Here is a 21,655-nt window from a genome sequence, read left to right as displayed (position 1 = left end):
TATGGCAGCGCGCTGAACTATGCTAATTCAGCGCAATGACATGAGGTCAGCATGCCCGTAGTTCCCGACCGCCTGCCAAAATGGACGTGGTGGCTGCCACTGCCGCTGTTCCATCTGGCCACCTGGCTTTCTCTGTTCACCCAATTCAGCGATGGGGCGGCGTTGTGGTACGTGCCATTCGCCCTGGGCCTGGTGCTGTGCCAGTGGTGGGGGCCACGCGTTCTGCTGGCCCTGTACCTCAATGCGTTGCTCAGTATTCCGCTGTGGGGCCTGGATTGGCGCTGGGCGCCGCTGTACGCGTTGCCGGAAACCCTCAGCGTCGGCCTGGCCTGGTGGTTGTTGCGCCGCCGCGCGTTCGATGTGGCGCTGCCCGACCTCAGTCATCTGTTGCGGTTCATGCTGCTTGGCGTGCTCGCGCCGGCGGCGCTGGCCGGGGGCGGGGTGCAGGCCAACCTCTGGCTCACCGGCCATGTGGCGTGGCAAGACTTAGGCCTGGGCAGTTTGAGCCTGTGGTTGGCCGACAGCCTGACGGCCTTGGTCATCGCCACGCCGCTGTTGACCTACCTCAGCCCCTGGCTGCGCCAGCGCGGCTGGTTGCAGGGTGCGGCCGCGGGTGACGCGGGCCTGGCGCAGGTGCCGGTGGCCCTGCGCCAACTGCCGCCCTGGCCCTTGCTGCTGCTTTTGCTGTTTGGCCTGCCCTGGCTGCTGGCGGCGCTGCCACTGACCCTGAAACTGCCGTTGATTGGCGTGGTGATGCTCAGCCTGGCGCTGGTCTGGGGCTTTGCCGGGGCGTTGTGCGGGGCCTTTCTGACGGCGCTGATGGTGCTGGTGCTGCCCTTGCTGCGCGGCTTCAGCGGCACGGCGGCCTGGCTCGACCCGCAGCGTCTGGAGTTGCACGTCAGCGTGCTGCTGTTCATGGTGGCGGCGTTGCTGGTTGGTCGCAGCCTCAGCGATTTGCGCCTGGCGTTGGGGCGCAGTGCGCAGATCCAGCAGCAATTGGCGCTGGCCAATCTGGCCCTGGAGGCCAGCCCGCTGGGCGTGACCATCGCCGATGCGCGCCAGGCCGATTTGCCGCTGATCTACTGCAACCCGTCGTTCGAGCGGATCACCGGCTTCAGCCGCGAGGAAAGCCTGGGCAGCAATTGCCGCTTTTTGCTGCGCAACGATCGCCAGCAACACGAGCTGAGTCGCCTGCGCCAGGCCATTCGCCAAGGGATCGGCTGCCAGGTGGTGCTGCGCAACTACCGCAAGGATGGCCGGCTGTTCTGGAACGAACTGATCCTCGCGCCGATGCATGACGAACAGGGCCTCAGCCATTTCATTGCCTTGCAGAGCGACGTCAGCGCGCGCGAGCTGCTGGCGACGGAAGTGGCGGCGCAGCGCGAGGAGCTGCTCCGGCAGAGCTACCTGTTCAGTCAGACCGAGAGCATCGCCGACCTTGGTGGCTGGGTGCTCAATCTGGCCGACTACAGCATGTACTGGAGCGCCGGCTGTTTCCGTATCTATGAGCTGGACCCCTATGCCGGCGCGCCACCTTTCGAGAGCGTGCTCGATTACCTGGATGCCAGCGGCCGGGTGTTGGCCGAAAGTACGTTGCAGCAGATGTTCGAGGGGCTCAACCAATTCGATATCGAAGTGCGCCTGCTCACCGCCAAAGGCAAGAGTCGCTGGGTGCGCATCAAGGGCGTGGCCGAGCGCGATGGTACGCAACTGGTGCGGGTGTACGGGGCGATTCAGGATGTCAGCCTGCGCAAGCGCGCGGAGCAGCAGTTGCGCGAGCGCGATGAACGCCTGCGCCTGTTCTTCGAGGCGCCGCTGATCGGCATGGCGCTGACCAGCCCGAGTTTTGCCTGGGAAGAGGTCAACCCCAAGCTGTGCAGCATCCTCGGGCGTTCACCTGAAGAGTTGCGCGGCTGTAGCTGGGAGCGGATTTCCCAGAGTGACGACCTGGCCGTCGAGCAGCCGTTGCTGGACGAGGTGCTCAGGGGCGCGCGCGAAGGTTATGAGCTGGATAAGCGCTTCGTCCGTGCCGACGGCACGCTGGTCTATACCCGCCTCAACCTGCGCGCGGTGCGCCATGCCAACGGCCGCGTCAGCATGTTCCTGCTGCTGGTCGAAGACATCAGCGCGCGCCACGAGGCCGAGGCGCGCTACCGCACCATCGTCGAACATGCGCCGGAAGCCATCATGCTGTTTACCCCGCATGGCGGCATGGTCGACTTCAACGAAAACGCCCTGCGGCTGTTCCGCTACAAACGCGAGCACTTATTGGGCAAGACCGTGCTCGACCTGAGCCCGCCCCGCCAAGCCAACGGCCAGGTGTCCGCCGACATCGGCAAGGTGTATCTGCGCCGCGCGATTGCCGGCGAGGCGCCGGTGTTCGACTGGCTGCACCGTGACAGCGCTGGCCGGCAGATCCCCTGCGAAGTGCGTCTGGTGCGCATGCCGGGCGACGAAGTGCTGATTCGCGGCAGCATCACCGATATTTCCGAGCGCCAGCGTTACCAGCGTGAAATCGAGCGCTTGGCCTACAGCGACGAACTGACCGGATTGCCCAACCGGCGCTTGCTGCTCGACCGTCTGCAACATGCGATGGACCGCGAATTGCGCGAAGGCAGCCTGGGCGCGTTGCTGTTTATCGACCTGGATCACTTCAAGACGGTCAACGACAGCCTCGGCCATCTGGTCGGCGATGGCCTGTTGCGTGAGGTGACCGCGCGGCTCGCCAGCCAGTTGCGCGCTGAAGACACCCTGGCGCGGATGGGCGGCGATGAGTTCGTGGTGATGCTCGAAGCCCTCGACAGCAACCCGGAGCTGGCCGCCGAGTACGCCGCCGTGACCGCGGAAAAGCTGCTGAAGAGCCTCGCCGGCAGTTGCTGGATCGACGGCCACGAGCTGTCGATCAGCGCCAGCATCGGCATTGCCCTGCACCCGTTCGGCGAGCAGGCCGCCGCCGACGTGCTGAAGCAGGCGGACACCGCCATGTACCGGGCCAAACATGCCGGGCGCAACGCCCTGCATTTTTTCGCCCCGGAGATGCAGTTCGCCATCGACCAGCGCCTGCACTTGCAAAGCGAGCTGCGTCAGGCCATCCAGCGCAATCAGTTGCACCTGGTGTTTCAGCCGCAACTGGCGCTCGGCACCGGGCGGGTCGCCGGTGCCGAGGTGTTGCTGCGCTGGCTGCACCCGGAGCGTGGCGAGATCATGCCTGGGCAGTTTATTGCGCTGGCCGAGGAAACCGGGCTGATCCAGGAACTCGGCAACTGGGTACTGGAGCAGGCCTGTGCGGCGCTGGCGCGCTGGTTGCCGCACTGGCCGCAGCTGCTGCTGGCGGTCAACCTCAGCCCGCGCGAGCTGCGCCACGCCGGCTGCGTCGAGCGCGTGCGCGCCTGCTTGCAGCGCCATCACGTGCCGGCCACCGCGTTGGAGCTGGAAATCACCGAAGGCGTGCTGCTCGAAGACGTCGAGCAGTGCATCGCCAACATGCAAGCGTTGAAGGCCCTGGGGGTGCGCTTCGCCATCGACGATTTCGGCACCGGTTATTCCTCGCTGACCTACCTCAAACGCCTGCCGTTGGATCGCCTGAAGATCGACCGCAGCTTTATCCAGGACCTCGATGGCGATAGCAGCGGCCTGATGCTGGTGCAAACCATCCTGGTAATCGCCCGCAACCTCGGCTTGGAATGCGTCGCCGAAGGCATCGAAAGCCAGCGGCAGCTGGACATGCTGGGCGAACAAGGCTGTGCGCTGGGGCAGGGCTACTATTTCAGCCGGCCGCTGAGCGAGGCGGATTTCCTCAGCTGGATGGACCGGCACGTGACATGGGGCGCGGGCGAGACGCGGCCTTTGCGGTTGTAGTTGTGTCGATGGGGTTAGACGCGTGTGCGATGGTCCGTGGCGCATGACGGTGCGAGTAGCGACGCCGTGCTGGGTTACGCGGCATTCGAAAAGTCAGTCGACTGCACCTCGGTAGCTTGTGCCGCTAACCCAGCCTACGAGGGTGCGGCGCTTGCCTGCCAAGTCACGCCAACCTGGGGGCTTTACTTGGAGGCAGCCCCTGGCATTTGCCTCAGCCTTTGCCCTTGGTGCGGGTCAGGTGCGGGCCGCTGTTCTTTTCCAGGTACTGGATCACCAGGCCGGCAACATCCTTGCCGGTAGTGACTTCGATGCCTTCCAGGCCCGGCGAGGAGTTCACCTCCATCACCAGCGGGCCGTGGTTGGAGCGCAGGATATCCACGCCGGCCACGCTGAGGCCCATGACCTTGGCCGCGCGAATGGCGGTCATGCGCTCTTCCGGGGTGATCTTGATCAGGCTGGCGGTGCCGCCGCGGTGCAGGTTGGAGCGGAACTCGCCGGCCTTGGCCTGGCGCTTCATCGCCGCGATCACCTTGTCGCCGACCACGAAGCAGCGAATGTCGGCGCCGCCGGCTTCCTTGATGTATTCCTGCACCATGATGTTCTGCTTGAGGCCCATAAACGCCTCGATCACCGACTCCGCCGCCGTCGCCGTCTCGCAGAGCACCACGCCGATGCCCTGGGTGCCTTCCAGCACTTTGATCACCAGTGGCGCGCCGTTGACCATCTGGATCAGGTCGTCGATGTCGTCCGGCGAATGGGCGAAACCGGTCACCGGCAGGCCGATGCCGCGCCGAGAGAGCAGTTGCAGCGAGCGCAGCTTGTCGCGCGAGCGGGCGATGGCCACCGATTCGTTGAGCGGGAACACCCCCATCATCTCGAACTGGCGCAGCACCGCGCAGCCATAAAAGGTCACCGAGGCGCCGATCCGTGGAATCACCGCGTCGAAACCTTCCAGGGGTTTGCCGCGGTAGTGGATCTGCGGCTTGTGGCTGGCGATGTTCATATAGGCGCGCAAGGTGTCGATCACCACCATCTCATGGCCACGCTGCTGCCCGGCTTCGACCAGGCGACGAGTGGAATACAGGCGCGGATTGCGCGACAGCACGGCGATTTTCATGGGGCACCGGAAAGGTCGGAAAGCGAGGGTTTGTCTTGTACGTAAGTCAGAGCCGGGTTGACCACCAGTTGGCCATCGACCAGAGCTTTGGAGCCCAGCAGCACGCGGTAGCGCATGGTTTTGCGGCACGCCAGGGTGAATTCCACCGGCCAGGCGCGGTCGCCCAACGACAGGTGGGTGCGGATCACGTAACGGGTTTGCGCCTGGCCGTTGGAGCTTTTGATCTTCTTCACCGTGACCAGCTGTGCTTCGCAGCGGTGGCGGCGCTGCACCAGGGTGCCGAGGTGAGCGGTGAAACGCACCCACTGCTCGCCATCGCGCTCGAACGGCTGAATATCGCTGGCATGCAGGCATGAGGTGCTGGCGCCGGTATCGATTTTCGCGCGCAAACCGACCATCCCCAGCTCCGGCAGATTGATCCATTCGCGCAGGCCGATCACGCTGAGTTGGTCGAAGGTCTTCAAAGAGGGCTTTCCATTAAACTTCCGGGCATTCTAGTTGGGCCTTGTGACAACTGCATCCAGCAAGATTCACCGGCGTGGCGTGTTTAAATTGAGTGAACGATGAACGAAAAAGACGACGACAAGGTGCGCCTGGACAAGTGGCTGTGGGCGGCGCGCTTCTACAAGACCCGTGCACTGGCCAAAGCGGCGATCGAGGGTGGCAAGGTGCACTGCCGTGGCGAGCGCTGCAAGCCGGGCAAGGAGCCGCGGGTCGGCGATGAGTTGCTGATCCGCACCGGCTTCGACGAGCGCACGGTGGTGATCCAGGCGTTGTCCGGGGTGCGTCGGGGTGCACCGCAGGCACAGGCGCTGTATCGGGAAACCGCCGAGAGCATCGCCCGCCGCGAGCTGGCCGCCGCGCAGCGCAAGGCCGGTGCGCTGGGCGTGCAGACCGATGGTCGGCCGAGCAAGAAGCAGCGTCGGCAGATTCATCAGTTTCACGGCAATCAGGACTAGCGGCGCGCCTGGCGCCTGTGCAAGCCACGCCGGGGCGCCGGTTCGATAGCTTTTCCCCGCAGGCCTGATAGATAAGAGGCGCTTGGTCGGATGGGCGTTTGCGCCTAAAATCGCCGGCCGAGTCACCTTCAGTGAAATTGGCATGTCTGATTTTTCCCAACGCTTCTTGTTCGACGACAGCGATATTCGCGGTGAGCTGGTTGGCCTGACCGACAGCTACAGCCACGTGCTGGCCAAACACACCTACCCGCAACCGGTCGCCCAACTGCTGGGTGAACTGTTGGCCGCCGCCTCGCTGCTGATTGGTACGCTGAAATTCGAGGGCTTGCTGATTCTCCAGGCGCGCTCCTCCGGTGCCGTGCCGTTGCTGATGGTCGAATGCTCCAGCGACGGCGAGCTGCGCGGGATCGCCCGCTATCACGCCGAGCAGATCGCTGCCGATGCCAGCCTGCGTGAGCTGATGCCCGATGGCGTGCTGGCCATGACCGTCGACCCGAAATCCGGGCAGCGTTACCAGGGTATCGTCGATCTGGAAGGGGACACCCTGGCCGACTGCCTGACCAATTATTTCGCCACCTCCGAGCAGTTGCCGACGCGCTTCTGGCTCAGCGCCGACGGCCAACGCGCCCGCGGTCTGCTGTTGCAACAACTGCCGGCCGACCGCTTGAAGGAAGCCGATGAGCGTGAGGCCAGCTGGCAGCACGCCATGGCCCTGGCCGATACCTTGACGGCCGAAGAGCTGCTCGGTCTGGATAACGAGACCCTGCTGCACCGCCTGTATCACCAGGACGCGCTGCGCCTGTTCGACCCGCGCGCCCTGCAATTTCGTTGCAGCTGCTCGCGTGAGCGTTCCAGCCGTGCGCTGATCAGCCTCGGCCAGGCCGACGCCGAAGCGCTGGTGCAGGAGCATGGCGGCAGCGTGGAAATCGATTGCCAGTTCTGCAACGAGCGTTATCTGTTCGATGCCGCCGATGTGCTGCAACTGTTTATCGATGGCAGCATCGAAGCCGCATCGGATACCCGCCACTGAGGCGAATTGACCCAATTATCGGCGGATTGAACCGATCAGAGGCTGCACCCGCAGCCGGCTTTTCTGGCATAATCCGGCGCACTTTTTTCGCTGTAGTAGTGCTGCGCTTTCTACTACAAAACGTTTGGAAGACTCGGCCCACTCGCCGACGGGGACTCACATGACGCAAGCCAATAACGCCGTGTATACCGACATCAGCGCCGCCCAACTGGTCGAAGAAGCCCTCCGTCGTGGCGAAGGCGAACTCGCCGCCAACGGCTCGCTGGTCGTGCGCACCGGCCACCGCACGGGTCGTTCGCCGGCGGATCGCTTCATCGTGCAAGAGCCGAGCACCGAGGCGAAAATCGCCTGGGGCGCGATCAACCGTCCGTTCCCGGCCGACAAATTCGATGCCCTGTGGGACCGCGTGCAGGCGTTCTCCGACGCGCAGGACAGCTTCGTTTCCTACGTTCATGTAGGTTCTGCCGAGGCGCACTACCTGCCGGTCAAGATGACCACCGCCACCGCCTGGCAGAACCTGTTCGGCCGTTGCCTGTTCATCAACCCGGAGCAGTACAACCCGGCTGGCAAAGACGAGTGGCAAGTACTCAACGTCGCCAACTTCGAGTGCGTACCGGAGCGTGACGGCACCAACTCCGACGGCTGCGTGATCCTCAACTTCGCCGCCAAGAAGGTTCTGATCGCCGGCATGCGTTACGCCGGTGAAATGAAGAAAGCCATGTTCAGCGTGCAGAACTTCCTGCTGCCGGACGCCGACGTGCTACCGATGCACTGCGCCGCCAACATCGGCGAAGACGGCGACGTGACCTTGTTCTTCGGTCTGTCCGGCACTGGCAAAACCACCCTGTCGGCCGACGAAAGCCGTTACCTGATCGGCGACGACGAGCACGGCTGGGGCGTTGGCGTGGTGTTCAACATCGAAGGCGGTTGCTACGCCAAGTGCATCGACCTGTCCGAGAAGAACGAGCCGGTGATCTGGAAAGCCATCCAGTTCGGCGCCGTGCTGGAAAACGTGGTGCTCGACGAAAACCGGGTACCGGACTACGCCGACGACAGCCTGACCCAGAACAGCCGCGCGGCCTATCCGCTGGAGCTGGTCGAGAAGCGCAGCGAGAAAAACCTCGGCGGCGAGCCGAATGCGGTGATCTTCCTGACCTGCGACCTGACCGGCGTACTGCCGCCGGTATCGATCCTCAGCGAAGAGCAGGCGGCCTACCACTTCCTCTCCGGCTACACCGCGCTGGTCGGTTCCACCGAAATGGGCAGCGGCGGCGGCATCAAGTCGACCTTCTCCACCTGCTTCGGCGCGCCGTTCTTCCCGCGTCCGGCTGGCGAATACGCCGAGCTGCTGATCAAGCGTATCCGCGGTTTCGGCTCCAAGGTCTACCTGGTCAATACTGGTTGGACAGGGGGCGGGTATGGAGTGGGTAAACGCTTCAACATCCCGACTACCCGTGGCGTGATCGCAGCGATCCAGAGCGGTGCGCTGATCGGTACCGAAACCGAGCAACTGCCGATCATCAACCTGAGCGTGCCTAAGTCGGTGCCGGGCGTTGAAACCAACCTGCTCAACCCGCGCAACACCTGGGCAGACAAAAACGCCTACGACGAAGCCGCCAAAGGCCTGGCCACGTTGTTCATCGACAACTTCAAGAAGTTCGATGTCAGCGACGCCATCAAGAACGCTGGCCCGCAGCTGTAAGCCGAGTGTTCTGAACGACAAAGCCGCCTTCGGGCGGCTTTTGTATTTCACCCGTGCAGGTTATGGGAGTGGCTGGGTGGTGCTGTCGTGACGAAGCATCGCCGCTAAAGCGCCTCCCACGGTATAAGCGGCGATGCCGAGTAGTCCTGACTGCACCACATCGGGTGGGAGGGGCTTTAGCCGCGAGCTCGACGTCTACGTGCGCAACGTTATATCCAACATATGCCGGCCGCGTTATGGTCATCGGCCATTCGGCGGTCAACGGAGTGACAGCTCATGTACGCAACACTCGAACGCGTTTTCGGTTTTCAGCAGCTACGCCCCGGCCAGGAGGCGGTGGTCAACGCCGTGCTCGCCGGGCGCTCGGCGGCGGCGATCTTTCCCACCGGCTCGGGTAAGTCGCTGTGCTACCAACTGCCGGCGCTGCACCTGCCACACCTGACCCTGGTGGTCTCGCCACTGCTGGCTTTGATGCAGGATCAGCTCGCGTTTCTGCACAAACACGGCATCAGCGCGGCGAGCATCGATTCGGCGCAAAGCCGCGAAGACGCCAGCGCCACCATGGCCAAGGCGAAGTCCGGCGAGCTGAAGATTCTGATGATCTCGGTCGAGCGCCTGAAAAACGAACGCTTTCGCACGTTTATCGCTCAGGTGCCGATTTCCCTGCTGGTGATCGACGAAGCGCACTGCATCTCCGAATGGGGCCATAACTTCCGTCCCGACTACCTCAAGCTGCCCGACTACCAGCACCAGTTCGGCATTCCCCAGGTGCTGCTGCTCACCGCCACCGCCACGCCGCCGGTGATTGCCGACATGCAGGCCAAGTTCGCCATCGCCGCAGAAGACGTGGTCACCACCGGCTTCTACCGGGCCAACCTCAACCTGTTGGTCGAGCCGGTCAGCGGCGCTAACAAGCAGCGGCGGCTGGTCGAGTGGCTGGCCGCCAAGGCCGATCAGCCGAGCATCGTCTACGTCACCCAGCAGAAAACCGCCGAGCAGATCGCCGAACACCTGAGCCAGCGTGGCATCGCCGCCAGTGCTTACCACGCCGGCATGGCCCATGAGGCGCGCGAGGCGATCCAGCGCCGGTTCATGGCCGGACAGATCAACTGCATCGTCGCCACCATCGCCTTCGGCATGGGCATCGACAAGAGCGACATTCGCAACGTGGTGCATTTCGACCTGCCGAAATCCATCGAGAACTACAGCCAGGAAATCGGCCGCGCCGGGCGCGATGGTCAGCCGTCCGACTGCCTGGTGCTGGCCAACCGCGACAGCCTCAACGTGCTGGAAAACTTCGTCTATGGCGACACCCCCGAGCTGGCCGGCATCCGCTGCGTGCTCGACGAATTGTTGCAGGCCGCGGATCAGGCGAGCGATGGCCAGTGGGAACTGATGCTCAACGCCTTGTCCGAGCAGAGCAATATCCGCCAGCTGCCGCTGAAAACCCTGCTGGTGCAGCTGGAGCTGCGCGGCATCATCGCCCCGCGTTACGCCTACTTCGCCGAATACCGCTTCAAGTTCCTGCTCGAACCCGAGGCGCTGCTGGCCAAGTTCGACGGCGAGCGGCGGCAGTTCGTCGAAGGCGTGATCGCCACCTCGCAACGCGCGCGCACCTGGTGCACCGTGGACTTCGACGCGCTCTACCAGCAGCATCAGGCCGAGCGCGGGCGGGTGGTCAAGGCGCTGGACTACTTCCAGGAAAAAGGCTGGATCGAGCTGGAAAGCAAGCAGATGACCGATGTCTATGCGCTGCTCGACCCGAGCTTCGAGCCCGCCGTGCTCAGCGCCGAATTGCATGCCTACTTCAAGCAGCAGGAAGACAGCGAGATCCGGCGCATCCACGCCATGCTCGCGCTGTTCGCCACCGAGCAGTGCCTGAGCCAGCGCTTGGCCGCCTACTTCGGTGACGCGCACGCGCCAGTGCGCTGCGGCCACTGCTCGGTGTGCCACGGTCAAGTCGCTCACCTGCCCGCGCCGCCGCCACTGCGCGCGCTGGCCGAACACGACCTGCACAGCCTGTGCGGCAGTTTTATCCAGCGGCATGCGCAAATGAAAAACCACGCGCCGAGTGCCGAATGCCTCACGCGTTTTCTCTGCGGCATCAGCGTGCCGCTGTTCACTAAGCTCAAGGCGCGCACCATCCCAGGTTTTGCCGCGCTGGATAATTACCCCTATGCCGAGGTGCGCAACTGGGCTACCCAGCAGCTATAACGGCGCCGCACCCGTGCAAGAACCGCGGCTCACCAGCGTCCTCCGGAACCTTGGTGGTGTCGCGGCCTCGAACCTACAAGCCCGTCAGAAATGAGGAACACCATGCAAGTTCATGTGAACAGCAACCATATCGAAGGCAGTGCACGGCTTCAGGAGTGGGTGGCCGCGGCAGTGGCGGGGCGCTTGGAGCGCTTTGAAGACTTTTTGACACGGGTGGAAGTGCACCTCAGCGACGAAAATGGCTCAAAATCCGGCGCCGATGACAAACGCTGCCAGATCGAGGCGCGGCCCAAGGGCCACCAAGCCGTTTCCGTCAGCCACAAAGCCTCATCGCTGGACCTGGCAGTGGAAGGCGCGGCGGAAAAAATGCGTCATGCGCTCGATCACCTGACCGGCAAGCTTGAAGCCAAAGTGGTCTCGACCGGGCATCTCGACGATCCGCTGCTGAGCGCAGAGCCCGAGCAAGTCACCGAAGCGTTGTTGCAGGAAGAGTTTCTCGCCAAGCAGGAAGCCATGGGCAAGGACTAATGCCCTTTTCCCGGCTAATCGAAAGATGTTGAACGGCGGATGAGGTATCGGCCGAGGCGGTGCTGGTGATTGCCAGCCATCGTCTCGGCCTTAACCAGTTGGTGCCCTGTTGGGCTCCGGGTTTACGTTACGCGCCGCCTGGTCGATTCCAGAGTGCTGCGTAGGTTCGCCCAGTTGTTGCAGTTCGAACGCTGTTGGTCAGCGCCATGGCTGTCCTGGCTCGGAGTCAGGTAGACGTTCAACTGCGGTGACTGTGTGCGATTTATCCATACGCTTGCTGCGGCTACGCGCAATCTGCGCGGTCTTGCGTGTTCATATACTGTTGGCCGGCATCCACGGCCTGAGTCATCTGCCTCACAGTTACACGTGCTCCCGGATGTTAGCGACTTGGCCAGCGTGCGGGATGACGCGGGTGCTTAGTAGGAGGTTCGCAGTGCCACTGATCATCATCGGATGGAGTCCTCCTCGCTGCCTACCTTGATTTCAGAGTACGCCAAAAAAACCGGAGAGCTTAGTGGGGTTAGTCATAACGCCATGGCCCCTCTGCTCAAACCTGCATAACCGCTTTGCCAGCACCGCGCTCATACCCGGTGCCCCGTGCGTTTCCAGGCAGATGGGCGTCGACTACAGACAGTTGCGCATCGCCCAAGGGCTTTAGGCTACGCGAGGTTATTTCAACCCGCTGCCCTGGAGCACCCATGCAACCGATCACCGTACTGCGCGACACCACCCCCGTACCGCTGCTCGACGCCTGCAAGTGGGAGCGCATCGCCGGCGACCCGCACACCGTCAACCTCAACGCCTACACCTCGGAAGACGGCAAGAAAATCATGGGCACCTGGATCTGCACCCCCGGCAAATGGCGCGTCGCCTACGAGAAATGGGAGTACTGCCACTTCCAGGAAGGCTACTGCATCATCACCCCGGACGGTCAGGCGCCGATCCACCTGAAAGCCGGCGACATCTTCATCGTCGAACCGGGCATGCAAGGGACATGGGAAGTGGTGGAAACGGTGCGCAAATACTTCGTGTTTGCCTGACGCATGCGCGCTGTGAAGAACACCCAAAGCCCGCACGCAGCGGGCTTTTCGTTGGCTAGGCGGCTGTGTGTCGTGTGGTCCCTTAGGCTCAATCTCAGCTTGAGCATGAAACACTTCTATTAGTTTCCCGCAGGTGCTTGTTACCCAGCCTTTGACTACGCCGCCTGGTGCTAAACCAATCACCAACGCTTCGCGGTATTCACTGGCCTAACAAGGTGGATCAAGCCGTTCGCTCATCACCAGCCAACGGCATTAACGCTTCCGTTATTGGGACGATGTACGGATACAGCAGCCCGAGACCTTTATGCTCAATGCCTTCGACTCAATTATTGAGCTGATCCAACTCCAGCTGTAACTCAGCTGCAAGGAAAACGTTGCGGGTCTCGAAATGCGTCAGTCAGATGATCGAACACCAGGCGCACCCGACGCGGTACGGGCCCCTGCTGTGGGCGATAGATGAACAGGTCCCAGGGCGGCGGGGCAAGGTCGTCCAGCACCCTTACCAGTCTGCCGTTGCGGACGAGGGGGCTGGCCAGGTAGGAGGGGATCTGGCCAAAGCAGGCGCCGGACAGAATCGCCTCCAGCTCTGTATCGGCGTCGTCGCAGATCAGCACCGGTTGCCGGGGGCTGAAGCTCTGGCCGTCGGCAAACAGCCACGGCCAGGGTCTGCCATTGCGCTGGTCGATCAACGCCGACAGCGGACAGGCGTCCAGCGCCTGAATCGAGCGCGGCACGCCGCTCCGGTCGATCAGTTCCGGGCTGGCAACCACATGCATGGGCACGGGTGCAAGTGCCTTCGCAACGTAGCGACGGTCGCGTATCAACCCGACCCGGATACCGATGTCGATCTGAGCCTCCACCGAGTCCGTCATCTGGTCCTCCAGCCGCAGGTGGAACTGCAGATCTGGATGAGCCGCCATCAGCGGCTGCAGAAACGGAATCAGGTAGCGTCGGCCAATGGTTTGCGGTGCGGTAATCCCGATACGGCCTGAAAGCTCGGGTTCACTGCGGTGTGAGCGGAACAGTGTATCGAAGTGCTCCAGGGCCGCGCGGGCTTCCTGCGCATAGCCCTGGCCAAAGGCGGTAATGTGCACCTGGCGGGTATTGCGGTGGAACAGCAGCTCGCCCAACTCGGCCTCCAGCGCCTGAACGGCGCGCGTGACCCCCTGCGGAGAAATGCCCAGGCGGGTGGCGGCTGCGCGGAAGCTGCCGGACTCGGCGGCCGTGCAGAAGATCCTGACCATCTCCATGCGATTGAGCATGGGTTACTCCTTTATGTTCCTGAATTAGGAATAGCTTAATCCAAACATTTCCATTTATTGAGATTTGCTGTGGGTCTACTGTGCTCACAGGCCAGGGACATCTCCCGGCGCCATCCAACCTGTCACGACGAGGTTCGCAGCATGAGCAACAACATTTCTGGAAAAGTGGTGATCATCACTGGCGCCAGCAGCGGTCTGGGCGAGGCCACGGCCCGTCATCTGGCGGCTAAGGGGGCACGTGTCGTCCTAGCGGCGCGTCGCAAGGACAAACTGGATGCGCTGGTTGCAGAGCTGGTGGCCGCCGGCGGCCAAGCGGTGGCCTACCAGACCGATGTCACCTCCCAGGATGACATCAAGGCGCTGATCCAGGGCGCGGTTGACACCTTCGGCCGCCTCGACGTGCTGGTCAACAACGCAGGCCTGATGGCCATCGCCCCGCTGAGCGAAGGGCGCGTGGACGAGTGGGACCGTATGATCGACATCAACATCAAGGGGCTGCTGTATGGGGTTGCGGCCGCACTGCCGGTGTTCCAGCAGCAGAACAGCGGTCATTTCATCAATATTGCTTCGGTCGCCGGCCTGAAAGTATTCAGCCCGGGCGGTACGGTCTACAGCGGCACTAAGTTCGCGGTCCGCGCCATTTCCGAGGGGCTGCGCCATGAGGTTGGCGGCCACATTCGGACCACCACCATTGAGCCGGGTGCCGTCGATTCCGAGCTCAAGTTCGGCAGCTCCCACCAGGCCAGCCGCGATTTCGTGGTCGACTTCTACCAGAAGGCCATTCCCGCCGAGTCGGTGGCCCGCGCTATCGCCTTCGCCATCGAGCAGCCTGCCGATGTCGACATCAACGAGATCGTGCTGCGCCCGACGGTGCAGGAGTTCTAAGCCAAGCAAGGCGCCTGCGGGCGCCTTTGCTGTCAAGCCTGCAGGAGCAGGAATACGTGATGAAGATCGAGCAGATGGACGCCTGGCTGAAGCAGGCCTGCTCAAGCCCCTGCTGAACCCGCACTGCTACAAGATGGCCGAAGCGCAGGCCCCGCATGAGCAATCGGACCAGGGATCGGTGATTGGGAAGTTAGTGCTGGACGCTGATTGGTTTTTTCTAGTCCCAACATATGCGCTTGCGCGGCCAGGGTCGGCACGTACTGGGTTTCGCTACGCGCTACGCCAGCCTGCGCAAACCAACTAATAAGACGGGCGCTCTAGCGCGCTTCCTCCTCCGCCAGGCGTTTGATGTATTGGGCGAAGTCCGGGTCTTCGCCGCGCAGCAGTTCCGGTAGGCGTGCGCGGAAGTCTTCGCGTCGGCTCCATTCACGCATGTAGTCCTCCCAGGAGTGCCAGCGGCGTTGGCGTTTTTCGGTCATGTCGGTGTCGAAAATCAGCAGGTAGGCGCGCTCGAACAGTGAGATGAGCATGTCGAAGATCACCAGCATGCGCTCGTGTTGTTCGTCGCTGAGGTCGGGCGTGGCGTACTGGCTGCGCAGTTTGAGGTCGGGGTTGGCCAGCACCACTTCGAGGAAGTCGATGTAGGCATCGGAGATCTGTTGCCAGGTGGCGTCTTCCTCGTTTGCGCGTTCTTTGCGCTGCTCGAAGAGGAACACGCCAATCGCGAAGGGCAGCGCTACCACGGTGACGATGTAGGACAGCAGTTCCCAGGTGGCGAGGGTCATGTCGATTCCTGTGCGTAAGGCTTATCCAGCAAGCAAAGACTATTTTCGCCCTGACTCGGGCTGTTTTGTGTGGCGTGGCGATGCCGTGGTGGGTACGTTCATCCGGTTATGTGGTGGGGTGCCGGTCTTTTCGCGCCTTTTGCCCGAGCCTGAGCCATAACTGTGCTGGCGCAGTACGAAAGGTGGATGACAACGCGCGCCTCGGCAGTGAATCTGGCGGCCATGCGTGGCCCGCGGTTGCTGCCGCGCGCCCAAACCCGAGCGAGGAAGCCCATGTCTGCGGAACACCTGGACGTTTTGATTGTTGGCGCTGGCCTTTCCGGCGTCGGCGCGGCGTATCACCTGATGAAGCATTGCCCGAACAAGCGCTTCGCCATTCTGGAGGGCCGCGCCGCCTTGGGTGGCACCTGGGATCTGTTTCGCTATCCGGGTATTCGTTCCGACTCGGACATGTTCACCCTGGGCTACAACTTCAAGCCTTGGACCGACCCGCAGGCGATTGCCGACGGCCCGTCGATCCGCCGTTACATCGCGGACACCGCGCGGGAAAACGGCATCGACGGCAAGATTCGTTACCAGCACCAGGTGCTCAAGGCCGACTGGTGCAGCGAAACCGCCTGCTGGACGTTGCAGGTGCAGCGTGGCGATGGCGGCGAACCGATCGCCCTGAGCTGCAATCAGTTGCTGATGTGCACCGGCTATTACCGCTACGAGGCGGGCTATACCCCTGACTTCAAGGGCCGCGAGCTATTTCAGGGCGCGTTCGTGCACCCGCAGCTGTGGCCAGACAACCTCGATTACCGCGACAAGAATGTGGTGGTGATCGGCAGCGGTGCCACCGCCGTGACCCTGGTGCCGGCGCTGGCCGCCAAGGCCCGGCACGTGACCATGTTGCAGCGTTCGCCGAGCTATGTGGTGAGCCTGCCGCAGGCGGATCGGCTGTCCAATTTCCTGCGGCGTTGGCTTCCCGCCACCGTGGTCTACCGGTTGGCGCGCACGCGCAATGTGGCTTTTCAGCTGGGCTTCTACAAACTGGCGAAGGGCTTGCCGACGCTGGTGCGCAAGCTGCTGCTCGGCCAGGCCAAGCGCCAGTTGGGGGCGGGTTTCGACATGCGGCATTTCAGCCCGCGCTACAAACCCTGGGATGAGCGTGTGTGCGTGGTGCCGGACGGCGATCTGTTCAAGGTGCTGCGCCAGGGCAAAGCGTCGATGGTGACCGAGCATATCGACGGTTTCACCGCCAAGGGCATTCGCCTGAAATCCGGCAAGGAGCTGCCGGCCGATGTGATCGTCAGCGCCACGGGGCTGGAGTTGCAGCTGTTCGGCGGCATGCAGGTGGCGGTGGATGGCGTGCCGTTCGATGCGGCCAAGAGCATGGGCTATCGCGGCATCATGCTGCGCGATCTGCCCAACGCCGCCGTGGTGCTGGGTTACACCAATGCCAGCTGGACGCTCAAGGCCGACTTGTCCAGCGAGTACTTCTGCCGTTTGATCAACCACATGGATGCCATCGGCATGCGCCAATGCACCCCGCGCGATACCCAGCGCCAGGTCAAGGAGGCGCCGTTTCTCGATCTGGCGTCCGGCTACATCAAGCGCGCTGCCGACAAGATTCCCACCCAGGGCGACCGCGCGCCGTGGAAGCTCTACCAGAACTACCTGCTCGACCTGGCATTGCTGCGCTACGGCAAGGTCGAGGACGGTTACCTGGCGTTCACCTCGCCGCAACGCACTGAACATGCCGGAACGGCCAGCGCGGTGAGCTAAGCAGTGGCGGCGTAGGCGCTGTCGGGGCTGTGTAAGCCAAATGCCATAGGCGTTTGGTGGCTATCGGCTACAGCATGGGAGCAAATCGCGCTTTGCCAGCAGGCACAAGGCCATTATCCTTTGCGACGCGTTATCACGGATAAGCGCTTTGGCCAGCCGCCTGCGCTAACCCCTCCCTCGGCAGTGAAAGGACTCGGCCATGAAAGAACAACGCTCCCTCCCGGCGTTACGTGCGCATATCGAGCAGTTGCTCAGCAACGGCTGGGTAATCGCCGAGCGCAGCCCGTTGAAGTTGCAACTCGGCCGGAGAACCTGCCTGGTACTGCACGGCATGCTGATCAGCGAAGGCGCGCTGTGAACTCCCGTGACTAAGTTCGCCTCCGCGTTGCCGGCTTAGTGCGTTGTAGCGGCCGAGTGTCAGGCTCGGCCGATGGCGACGATCTGTTCGATCAACCATTGCAGCGCCGCATCGCGCTGGCGCTGGGCCAGGCTGACCACGTCCAGGTGGAACGGCCCGAGCGCGAAGGGCAACTCGAACAATTGCAGTGGTAGCAGCGCGGCGAAGTGGCGCGCCAGTTGACTGGGCAGCACCGCCGCCAACTCGCTGCTGGCGACGATATGCGCAGCCTGTAGGTAGTTCGGCGTGGTGTAGAGAATCTCGCGACTCAGCCCCTGTTCAGCGAGCCATTGGTCGACCATGCCGCGCGTTTGCCCGCCGTGTACCCACAAGTGGCGCAGTTGCAGAAACCCCTGTAAATCCAGTTCGCCCGCGATCAGCGGATGCCCCTGGCGCACCGCCAGTTGCAGGGTTTCGCTCATCCAATGGCGGCGCTCGAAACGCGTGGGCAGCTCTTCGAAGCGGCCGAGTACCAGGTCCAACTCGCCTTTATCCAATGCGTCGGCGGGTAGGTTCGGGCTCAGGTGACGGATGTCGATGCGAATGCCGGGCGCCTGCTGGCTCAGTTGTTCGAGCAGGCGCGGCATGCAGATCAGCTCGACGTAATCGGTGACCGCGATGCGAAAGCGCTGGCGGCTGTTCGCCGGATCGAAGGCTTCGCCGGCCGTCAGGCTCTGTTCGATTTGCTGCAAGGCGGCGCGGATCGGCGCCTCCAGGGCCAGGGCGCGCGGCGTCGGTTGCATGCTGCGGCCAACGCGCACCAGCAGTGGGTCGTCGAGCAGCACGCGCAGGCGGTTGAGCGCATTGCTCACCGCGGGTTGGCTCAACGCCAGCCGCTCGGCGGCGCGCGACACGTTGTGCTCGCGCAGCAGGGCGTCGAGTATGCGCAGCAGGTTCAGATCGAAATTGGAGATATTCATTGGCTGAATACGAAGTATCACAAGACTAAATTTCAAAAATAGTAACGCCTTGCTTATGGTGGTTGGCGAATTTTCTTCGGCAACCAGATAGAGGCGTGGGCATGAGCAAGGCATTCGAGGTTCAGCAGGCCGCCGTGATCGGTGCGGGCACCATGGGCCGGGGTATCGTTATGAGCCTGGCCAACGCCGGCATTCAGGTGCTGTGGCTGGACAACAACCCGCAGATGCTCGAGCAGGCCATGGGCGTGGTGGCCGAGACCAATGCGCACAACCTCAAGCTGGGGCGGATCAGCGCCGAGCAGGCGGCTGCGCGCCTGGCCTGCGTCACTCCGGTGGGCGATTACGCTGCGCTGGCCGACGCCGATCTGGTGATCGAGGCGGTGTACGAGAACCTTGAGCTCAAGCAGCAGATTTTCCGCACGCTCGACGCCACCTTGAAGGCGAGTGCGATCCTCGCCAGCAACACCTCGGCGCTGGATATCGACGCGATTGCCGCCGTCACCCAGCGCCCTGAGCAGGTACTGGGCCTGCACTTCTTCAGCCCGGCGCACATCATGAAGCTGCTGGAAATCGTCCGTGGCGCGCAGACCGCCCCGGCGGTGCTGGAGGCGGCGGTGACTCTGGGTCGGCGCATCGGCAAGGTCAGTGTGGTGGCCGGCAACTGTGACGGTTTTATCGGCAACCGCATGCTGCACACGTATGTGCGCGAGGCGCGCATGCTGCTGCTCGAAGGTGCCTATCCGCATCAGGTCGACGCCGCACTGCAGGGTTTCGGCTTCGCCATGGGCCCGTTCCGCATGTACGACGTGGTTGGCATCGACCTGGAGTGGCGCGCCCGTGAGCTGGCCGGCAAGGGCCAGGATGATCCGGCGGTGCAGGTGGATAACCGCCTGTGCGGCCTCGGTCGTTTCGGCCAGAAGGCGCGCATGGGCTATTACCGCTACGCCGAAGGCAGCCGCCAGGCCGAGCATGATCCCGAGGTGGATGCGCTGGTGTTGCAGGTATCCGAGCAGCTGGGTTTTGCTCGCCGCGAGATTGGCCCCGAGGAAATCCTCGAACGCTGCCTGCTGGCGCTGGTCAACGAGGGCGCGAAGATCCTCGAAGAGAATATCGCCGCCAACAGCCACGACATCGATCTGGTCTATCTCAACGGCTATGGCTTCCCGGCCGACAAGGGTGGACCGATGACCTGGGCCGATAGCCAGGGCGCGGCAGATATCCTCGGCCGTTTGCAGGACCTGCAAAGCCATTTCGGTAGCCACTGGCAGCCGGCAGCACTGCTTGAAAAACTGGCCAGCAGCGGTCAGCGCTTTGCCGACATGCGGGTAGCCGACATGCGGGTATCCGACGTGCAGGAGGGCCGGGTATGAGCTATCAAGCGCCGCTGCGCGATATGCGCTTTGTGCTGCACGAACTGTTCGATATCAGCGGCCACTGCGGACTGCTCGGCAACGGCCTCGATCGCGAGCTGATCGACGGCGTGCTGGAAGAGGGCGCGCGTTACGCCGCCGAGGTGGTGGCACCGCTCAATCGCAACAGCGACGAGCAGGGTTGCCAACTGCGCGACGGCCAGGTGAGCACCCCGGATGGTTTTGCCGAGGCCTACCGGCAGTATGTCGATAACGGCTGGGCGAGCATGACCGGGCCGAGTGAGTATGGCGGCCAGGCGCTGCCGCAGATGCTGGCGTGCAACTTTCACGAGATGCTGATGGGCGCTTCGTTGTCGTTCCGGGTGTATTCCGGGTTGACCGAAGGCGCGGTGCTGGCGCTGTACAAGCACGGTAGCGAGACGCTGAAAAACGCCTACCTGCACAAGCTGGTCAGCGGCCAGTGGGCCGGCACCATGTGCCTGACCGAACCGCAGGCCGGCACCGACCTGGCGCTGCTGCGCACCAAGGCCGAGGCGCAGGCGGACGGCAGCTTCAAGGTCAGCGGCAGCAAGATCTTTATCAGCGGCGGCGAGCAGGATCTGTCGGAAAACATCATCCACCTGGTGTTGGCGCGCCTGCCGGACGCACCGGCCGGGGTGAAGGGCATTTCCCTATTGCTGGTGCCGAAATTTATTGCGGCGGCCGACGGCATGCCCGGCGAGCGTAACGCGCTGTCCTGCGGTGCCATCGAGCACAAGATGGGCATCAAGGGCGCGTCCACCTGTGTGATGAACTTCGACGGCGCCACTGGCTGGCTGATCGGTGAAGCTAATCAGGGCCTGGCCGGCATGTTCACCATGATGAACGACGCGCGTTTTCAGGTCGGTTTGCAGGGCTTAGGGATAGGCGAAGCGGCCTTTCAGGGTGCGCTGCGTTATGCCCGCGAGCGTTTGCAATCGCGGGCGCTGAGCGGGCCAGCCGAGCCGGGCAAGGCGGCTGATCCGATCATCGTTCACCCGGATGTGCGGCGCATGCTGCTGACCCAGAAGAGCCTGGTCGAAGGTAGCCGCATGCTCGCGGTGTATTGCGCGCGCCAGCTCGACCTTGAGCACGGCCACCCAGATGCGGCGGCGCGCAAGGCCGCCGGCAAGCGCGCGGCGCTGCTGATCCCGATCGTCAAAGCCTTCTTTACCGATATGGGCCAGGAAGCCGCCAGCCATGCGGTGCAGGTCTACGGCGGCCACGGCTTTATCCGCGAGTGGGGGATCGAGCAGCTGATGCGCGACAGCCGCATCACTCAACTCTATGAAGGCACCAACGGCATCCAGGCGCTGGACTATATCCGTCGCAAGGTGCTCGGTGATGGTGGGGCCGAGCTGTCGGCGTTGCAGGCCGAATTCAACGAGCTGTGCGATGCGCAGGTTGGCCGTCCGACCTTGGCCGCGTTGGCCACAACCGTGCAGGTGCGCCTGGGCGAATGGCGCGAACTGAGCGCGGCGGTGATCGCCGCCAGCCAGCGCGATGTGCAAGAGATCGGCGCCTGCTCGGTGGACTTCCTCCAGTATTCGGCCTATGTGTTGCTGGCCGGCTTCTGGTTGCAAGCCGCCGCGCGGGCGCAGGATGCCCTGGACGAAGGGCGCGGCGACGCGGCGTTCTACCAGGCCAAGCTGCACAGTGCGCAGTTCTACCTGCGCCGCGTATTGCCGCGCGCCAGCGGCCATCGCGAAGCTCTGCTCGGCGGTGCGGCGTGCCTGATGGCCATGGATGAAGGCAGCTTTGCGTTTTAACCGCGGACCTTTGTAGAAGCCAGCTTGCTGGCGA

The 21,655-nt window shown here is 63.2% G+C and carries 17 protein-coding genes; 12 read left to right on the top strand and 5 right to left on the bottom strand.

Annotated features, from left to right (window positions below):
- The first annotated feature begins 51 nt into the window (after positions 1–51).
- Entirely contained in the window at positions 52–3,858 is a 3,807-nt protein-coding gene (locus B3M58_RS05255; RefSeq protein ID WP_296217515.1) for a bifunctional diguanylate cyclase/phosphodiesterase, read from the top strand.
- Between the two features lie 211 nt (positions 3,859–4,069).
- On the opposite strand, the gene rimK is transcribed toward B3M58_RS05255, so the two are convergent.
- Both rimK and B3M58_RS05245 read right to left on the bottom strand, forming a co-directional pair.
- Positions 4,070–4,975: a 30S ribosomal protein S6--L-glutamate ligase gene (rimK, locus tag B3M58_RS05250; RefSeq protein ID WP_296217514.1), complete on the bottom strand. Its 906-nt coding sequence runs from the start codon at positions 4,973–4,975 to the stop codon at positions 4,070–4,072.
- Positions 4,972–5,406: an ATP-dependent zinc protease gene (locus B3M58_RS05245; RefSeq protein WP_296217610.1), complete on the bottom strand. Its 435-nt coding sequence runs from the start codon at positions 5,404–5,406 to the stop codon at positions 4,972–4,974. The genes rimK and B3M58_RS05245 overlap by 4 nt, the downstream gene beginning before the upstream one ends.
- 132 nt (positions 5,407–5,538) lie before the next feature.
- On the opposite strand from B3M58_RS05245, the gene B3M58_RS05240 reads away from it, so the two are divergent.
- From B3M58_RS05240 to B3M58_RS05215, 6 genes are all read left to right on the top strand, one after another.
- The gene (locus B3M58_RS05240; RefSeq protein ID WP_296217513.1) at positions 5,539–5,934 is read left to right on the top strand and encodes an RNA-binding S4 domain-containing protein; all 396 of its coding nucleotides are present in this window, start codon (positions 5,539–5,541) and stop codon (positions 5,932–5,934) included.
- A 142-nt stretch (positions 5,935–6,076) separates the two neighbouring features.
- Positions 6,077–6,964, top strand: coding sequence for an Hsp33 family molecular chaperone HslO (gene hslO / locus B3M58_RS05235; RefSeq protein WP_296217512.1), 888 nt, complete (start codon positions 6,077–6,079; stop codon positions 6,962–6,964).
- A gap of 160 nt (positions 6,965–7,124) precedes the next feature.
- Positions 7,125–8,666, top strand: coding sequence for a phosphoenolpyruvate carboxykinase (locus B3M58_RS05230; protein ID WP_296217511.1), 1,542 nt, complete (start codon positions 7,125–7,127; stop codon positions 8,664–8,666).
- Positions 8,667–8,942: 276 nt separating this feature from the next.
- Positions 8,943–10,880, top strand: coding sequence for a RecQ family ATP-dependent DNA helicase (locus B3M58_RS05225; RefSeq protein ID WP_296217510.1), 1,938 nt, complete (start codon positions 8,943–8,945; stop codon positions 10,878–10,880).
- Between the two features lie 102 nt (positions 10,881–10,982).
- On the top strand, positions 10,983–11,408 hold the full coding sequence (locus B3M58_RS05220; RefSeq protein ID WP_296217509.1) for an HPF/RaiA family ribosome-associated protein: 426 nt from the start codon (positions 10,983–10,985) through the stop codon (positions 11,406–11,408).
- Positions 11,409–12,106: 698 nt separating this feature from the next.
- The gene (locus B3M58_RS05215; protein WP_296217508.1) at positions 12,107–12,448 is read left to right on the top strand and encodes a cupin domain-containing protein; all 342 of its coding nucleotides are present in this window, start codon (positions 12,107–12,109) and stop codon (positions 12,446–12,448) included.
- A gap of 356 nt (positions 12,449–12,804) precedes the next feature.
- Here B3M58_RS05215 and B3M58_RS05210 read toward each other — a convergent pair whose 3' ends face one another.
- Positions 12,805–13,710, bottom strand: coding sequence for a LysR family transcriptional regulator (locus B3M58_RS05210; protein WP_296217507.1), 906 nt, complete (start codon positions 13,708–13,710; stop codon positions 12,805–12,807).
- 141 nt (positions 13,711–13,851) lie between these two features.
- Here B3M58_RS05210 and B3M58_RS05205 point away from each other — a divergent pair, with 141 nt between their 5' ends.
- Positions 13,852–14,595, top strand: coding sequence for an SDR family oxidoreductase (locus tag B3M58_RS05205; RefSeq protein ID WP_296217506.1), 744 nt, complete (start codon positions 13,852–13,854; stop codon positions 14,593–14,595).
- 317 nt (positions 14,596–14,912) lie between these two features.
- On the opposite strand, the gene B3M58_RS05200 is transcribed toward B3M58_RS05205, so the two are convergent.
- Positions 14,913–15,380, bottom strand: a complete 468-nt coding sequence (locus B3M58_RS05200) for a hypothetical protein (protein ID WP_296217505.1) — start codon at positions 15,378–15,380, stop codon at positions 14,913–14,915.
- Positions 15,381–15,653: 273 nt separating this feature from the next.
- Here B3M58_RS05200 and B3M58_RS05195 point away from each other — a divergent pair, with 273 nt between their 5' ends.
- Positions 15,654–17,147: a flavin-containing monooxygenase gene (locus B3M58_RS05195; protein ID WP_296217504.1), complete on the top strand. Its 1,494-nt coding sequence runs from the start codon at positions 15,654–15,656 to the stop codon at positions 17,145–17,147.
- Positions 17,148–17,346: 199 nt separating this feature from the next.
- Complete coding sequence (locus tag B3M58_RS05190; RefSeq protein WP_296217503.1) at positions 17,347–17,505, top strand: hypothetical protein; 159 nt, start codon at positions 17,347–17,349, stop codon at positions 17,503–17,505.
- A 59-nt stretch (positions 17,506–17,564) separates the two neighbouring features.
- Here the strand turns inward: B3M58_RS05190 and B3M58_RS05185 are convergent, their stop codons facing one another.
- Complete coding sequence (locus B3M58_RS05185) at positions 17,565–18,464, bottom strand: LysR family transcriptional regulator (protein ID WP_296217502.1); 900 nt, start codon at positions 18,462–18,464, stop codon at positions 17,565–17,567.
- 101 nt (positions 18,465–18,565) lie between these two features.
- On the opposite strand from B3M58_RS05185, the gene B3M58_RS05180 reads away from it, so the two are divergent.
- Together B3M58_RS05180 and B3M58_RS05175 are read left to right on the top strand one after the other, a co-directional pair.
- Entirely contained in the window at positions 18,566–19,834 is a 1,269-nt protein-coding gene (locus B3M58_RS05180) for a 3-hydroxyacyl-CoA dehydrogenase (protein ID WP_296217501.1), read from the top strand.
- Positions 19,831–21,621 (top strand): acyl-CoA dehydrogenase C-terminal domain-containing protein, encoded by a 1,791-nt coding sequence (locus tag B3M58_RS05175; protein ID WP_296217500.1) that lies wholly within the window; start codon positions 19,831–19,833, stop codon positions 21,619–21,621. Before B3M58_RS05180 ends, B3M58_RS05175 begins: the two co-directional genes overlap by 4 nt.
- The last annotated feature ends 34 nt before the right edge of the window (positions 21,622–21,655 follow it).

Origin of the sequence: Pseudomonas sp. UBA2684 (assembly GCA_002354655.1) — a bacterium.
In the GTDB taxonomy this organism is placed as follows: domain Bacteria; phylum Pseudomonadota; class Gammaproteobacteria; order Pseudomonadales; family Pseudomonadaceae; genus Aquipseudomonas.
Note: the sequence above shows the minus strand (reverse complement) of the source record. Positions and strands in the feature narration are given on the sequence as shown.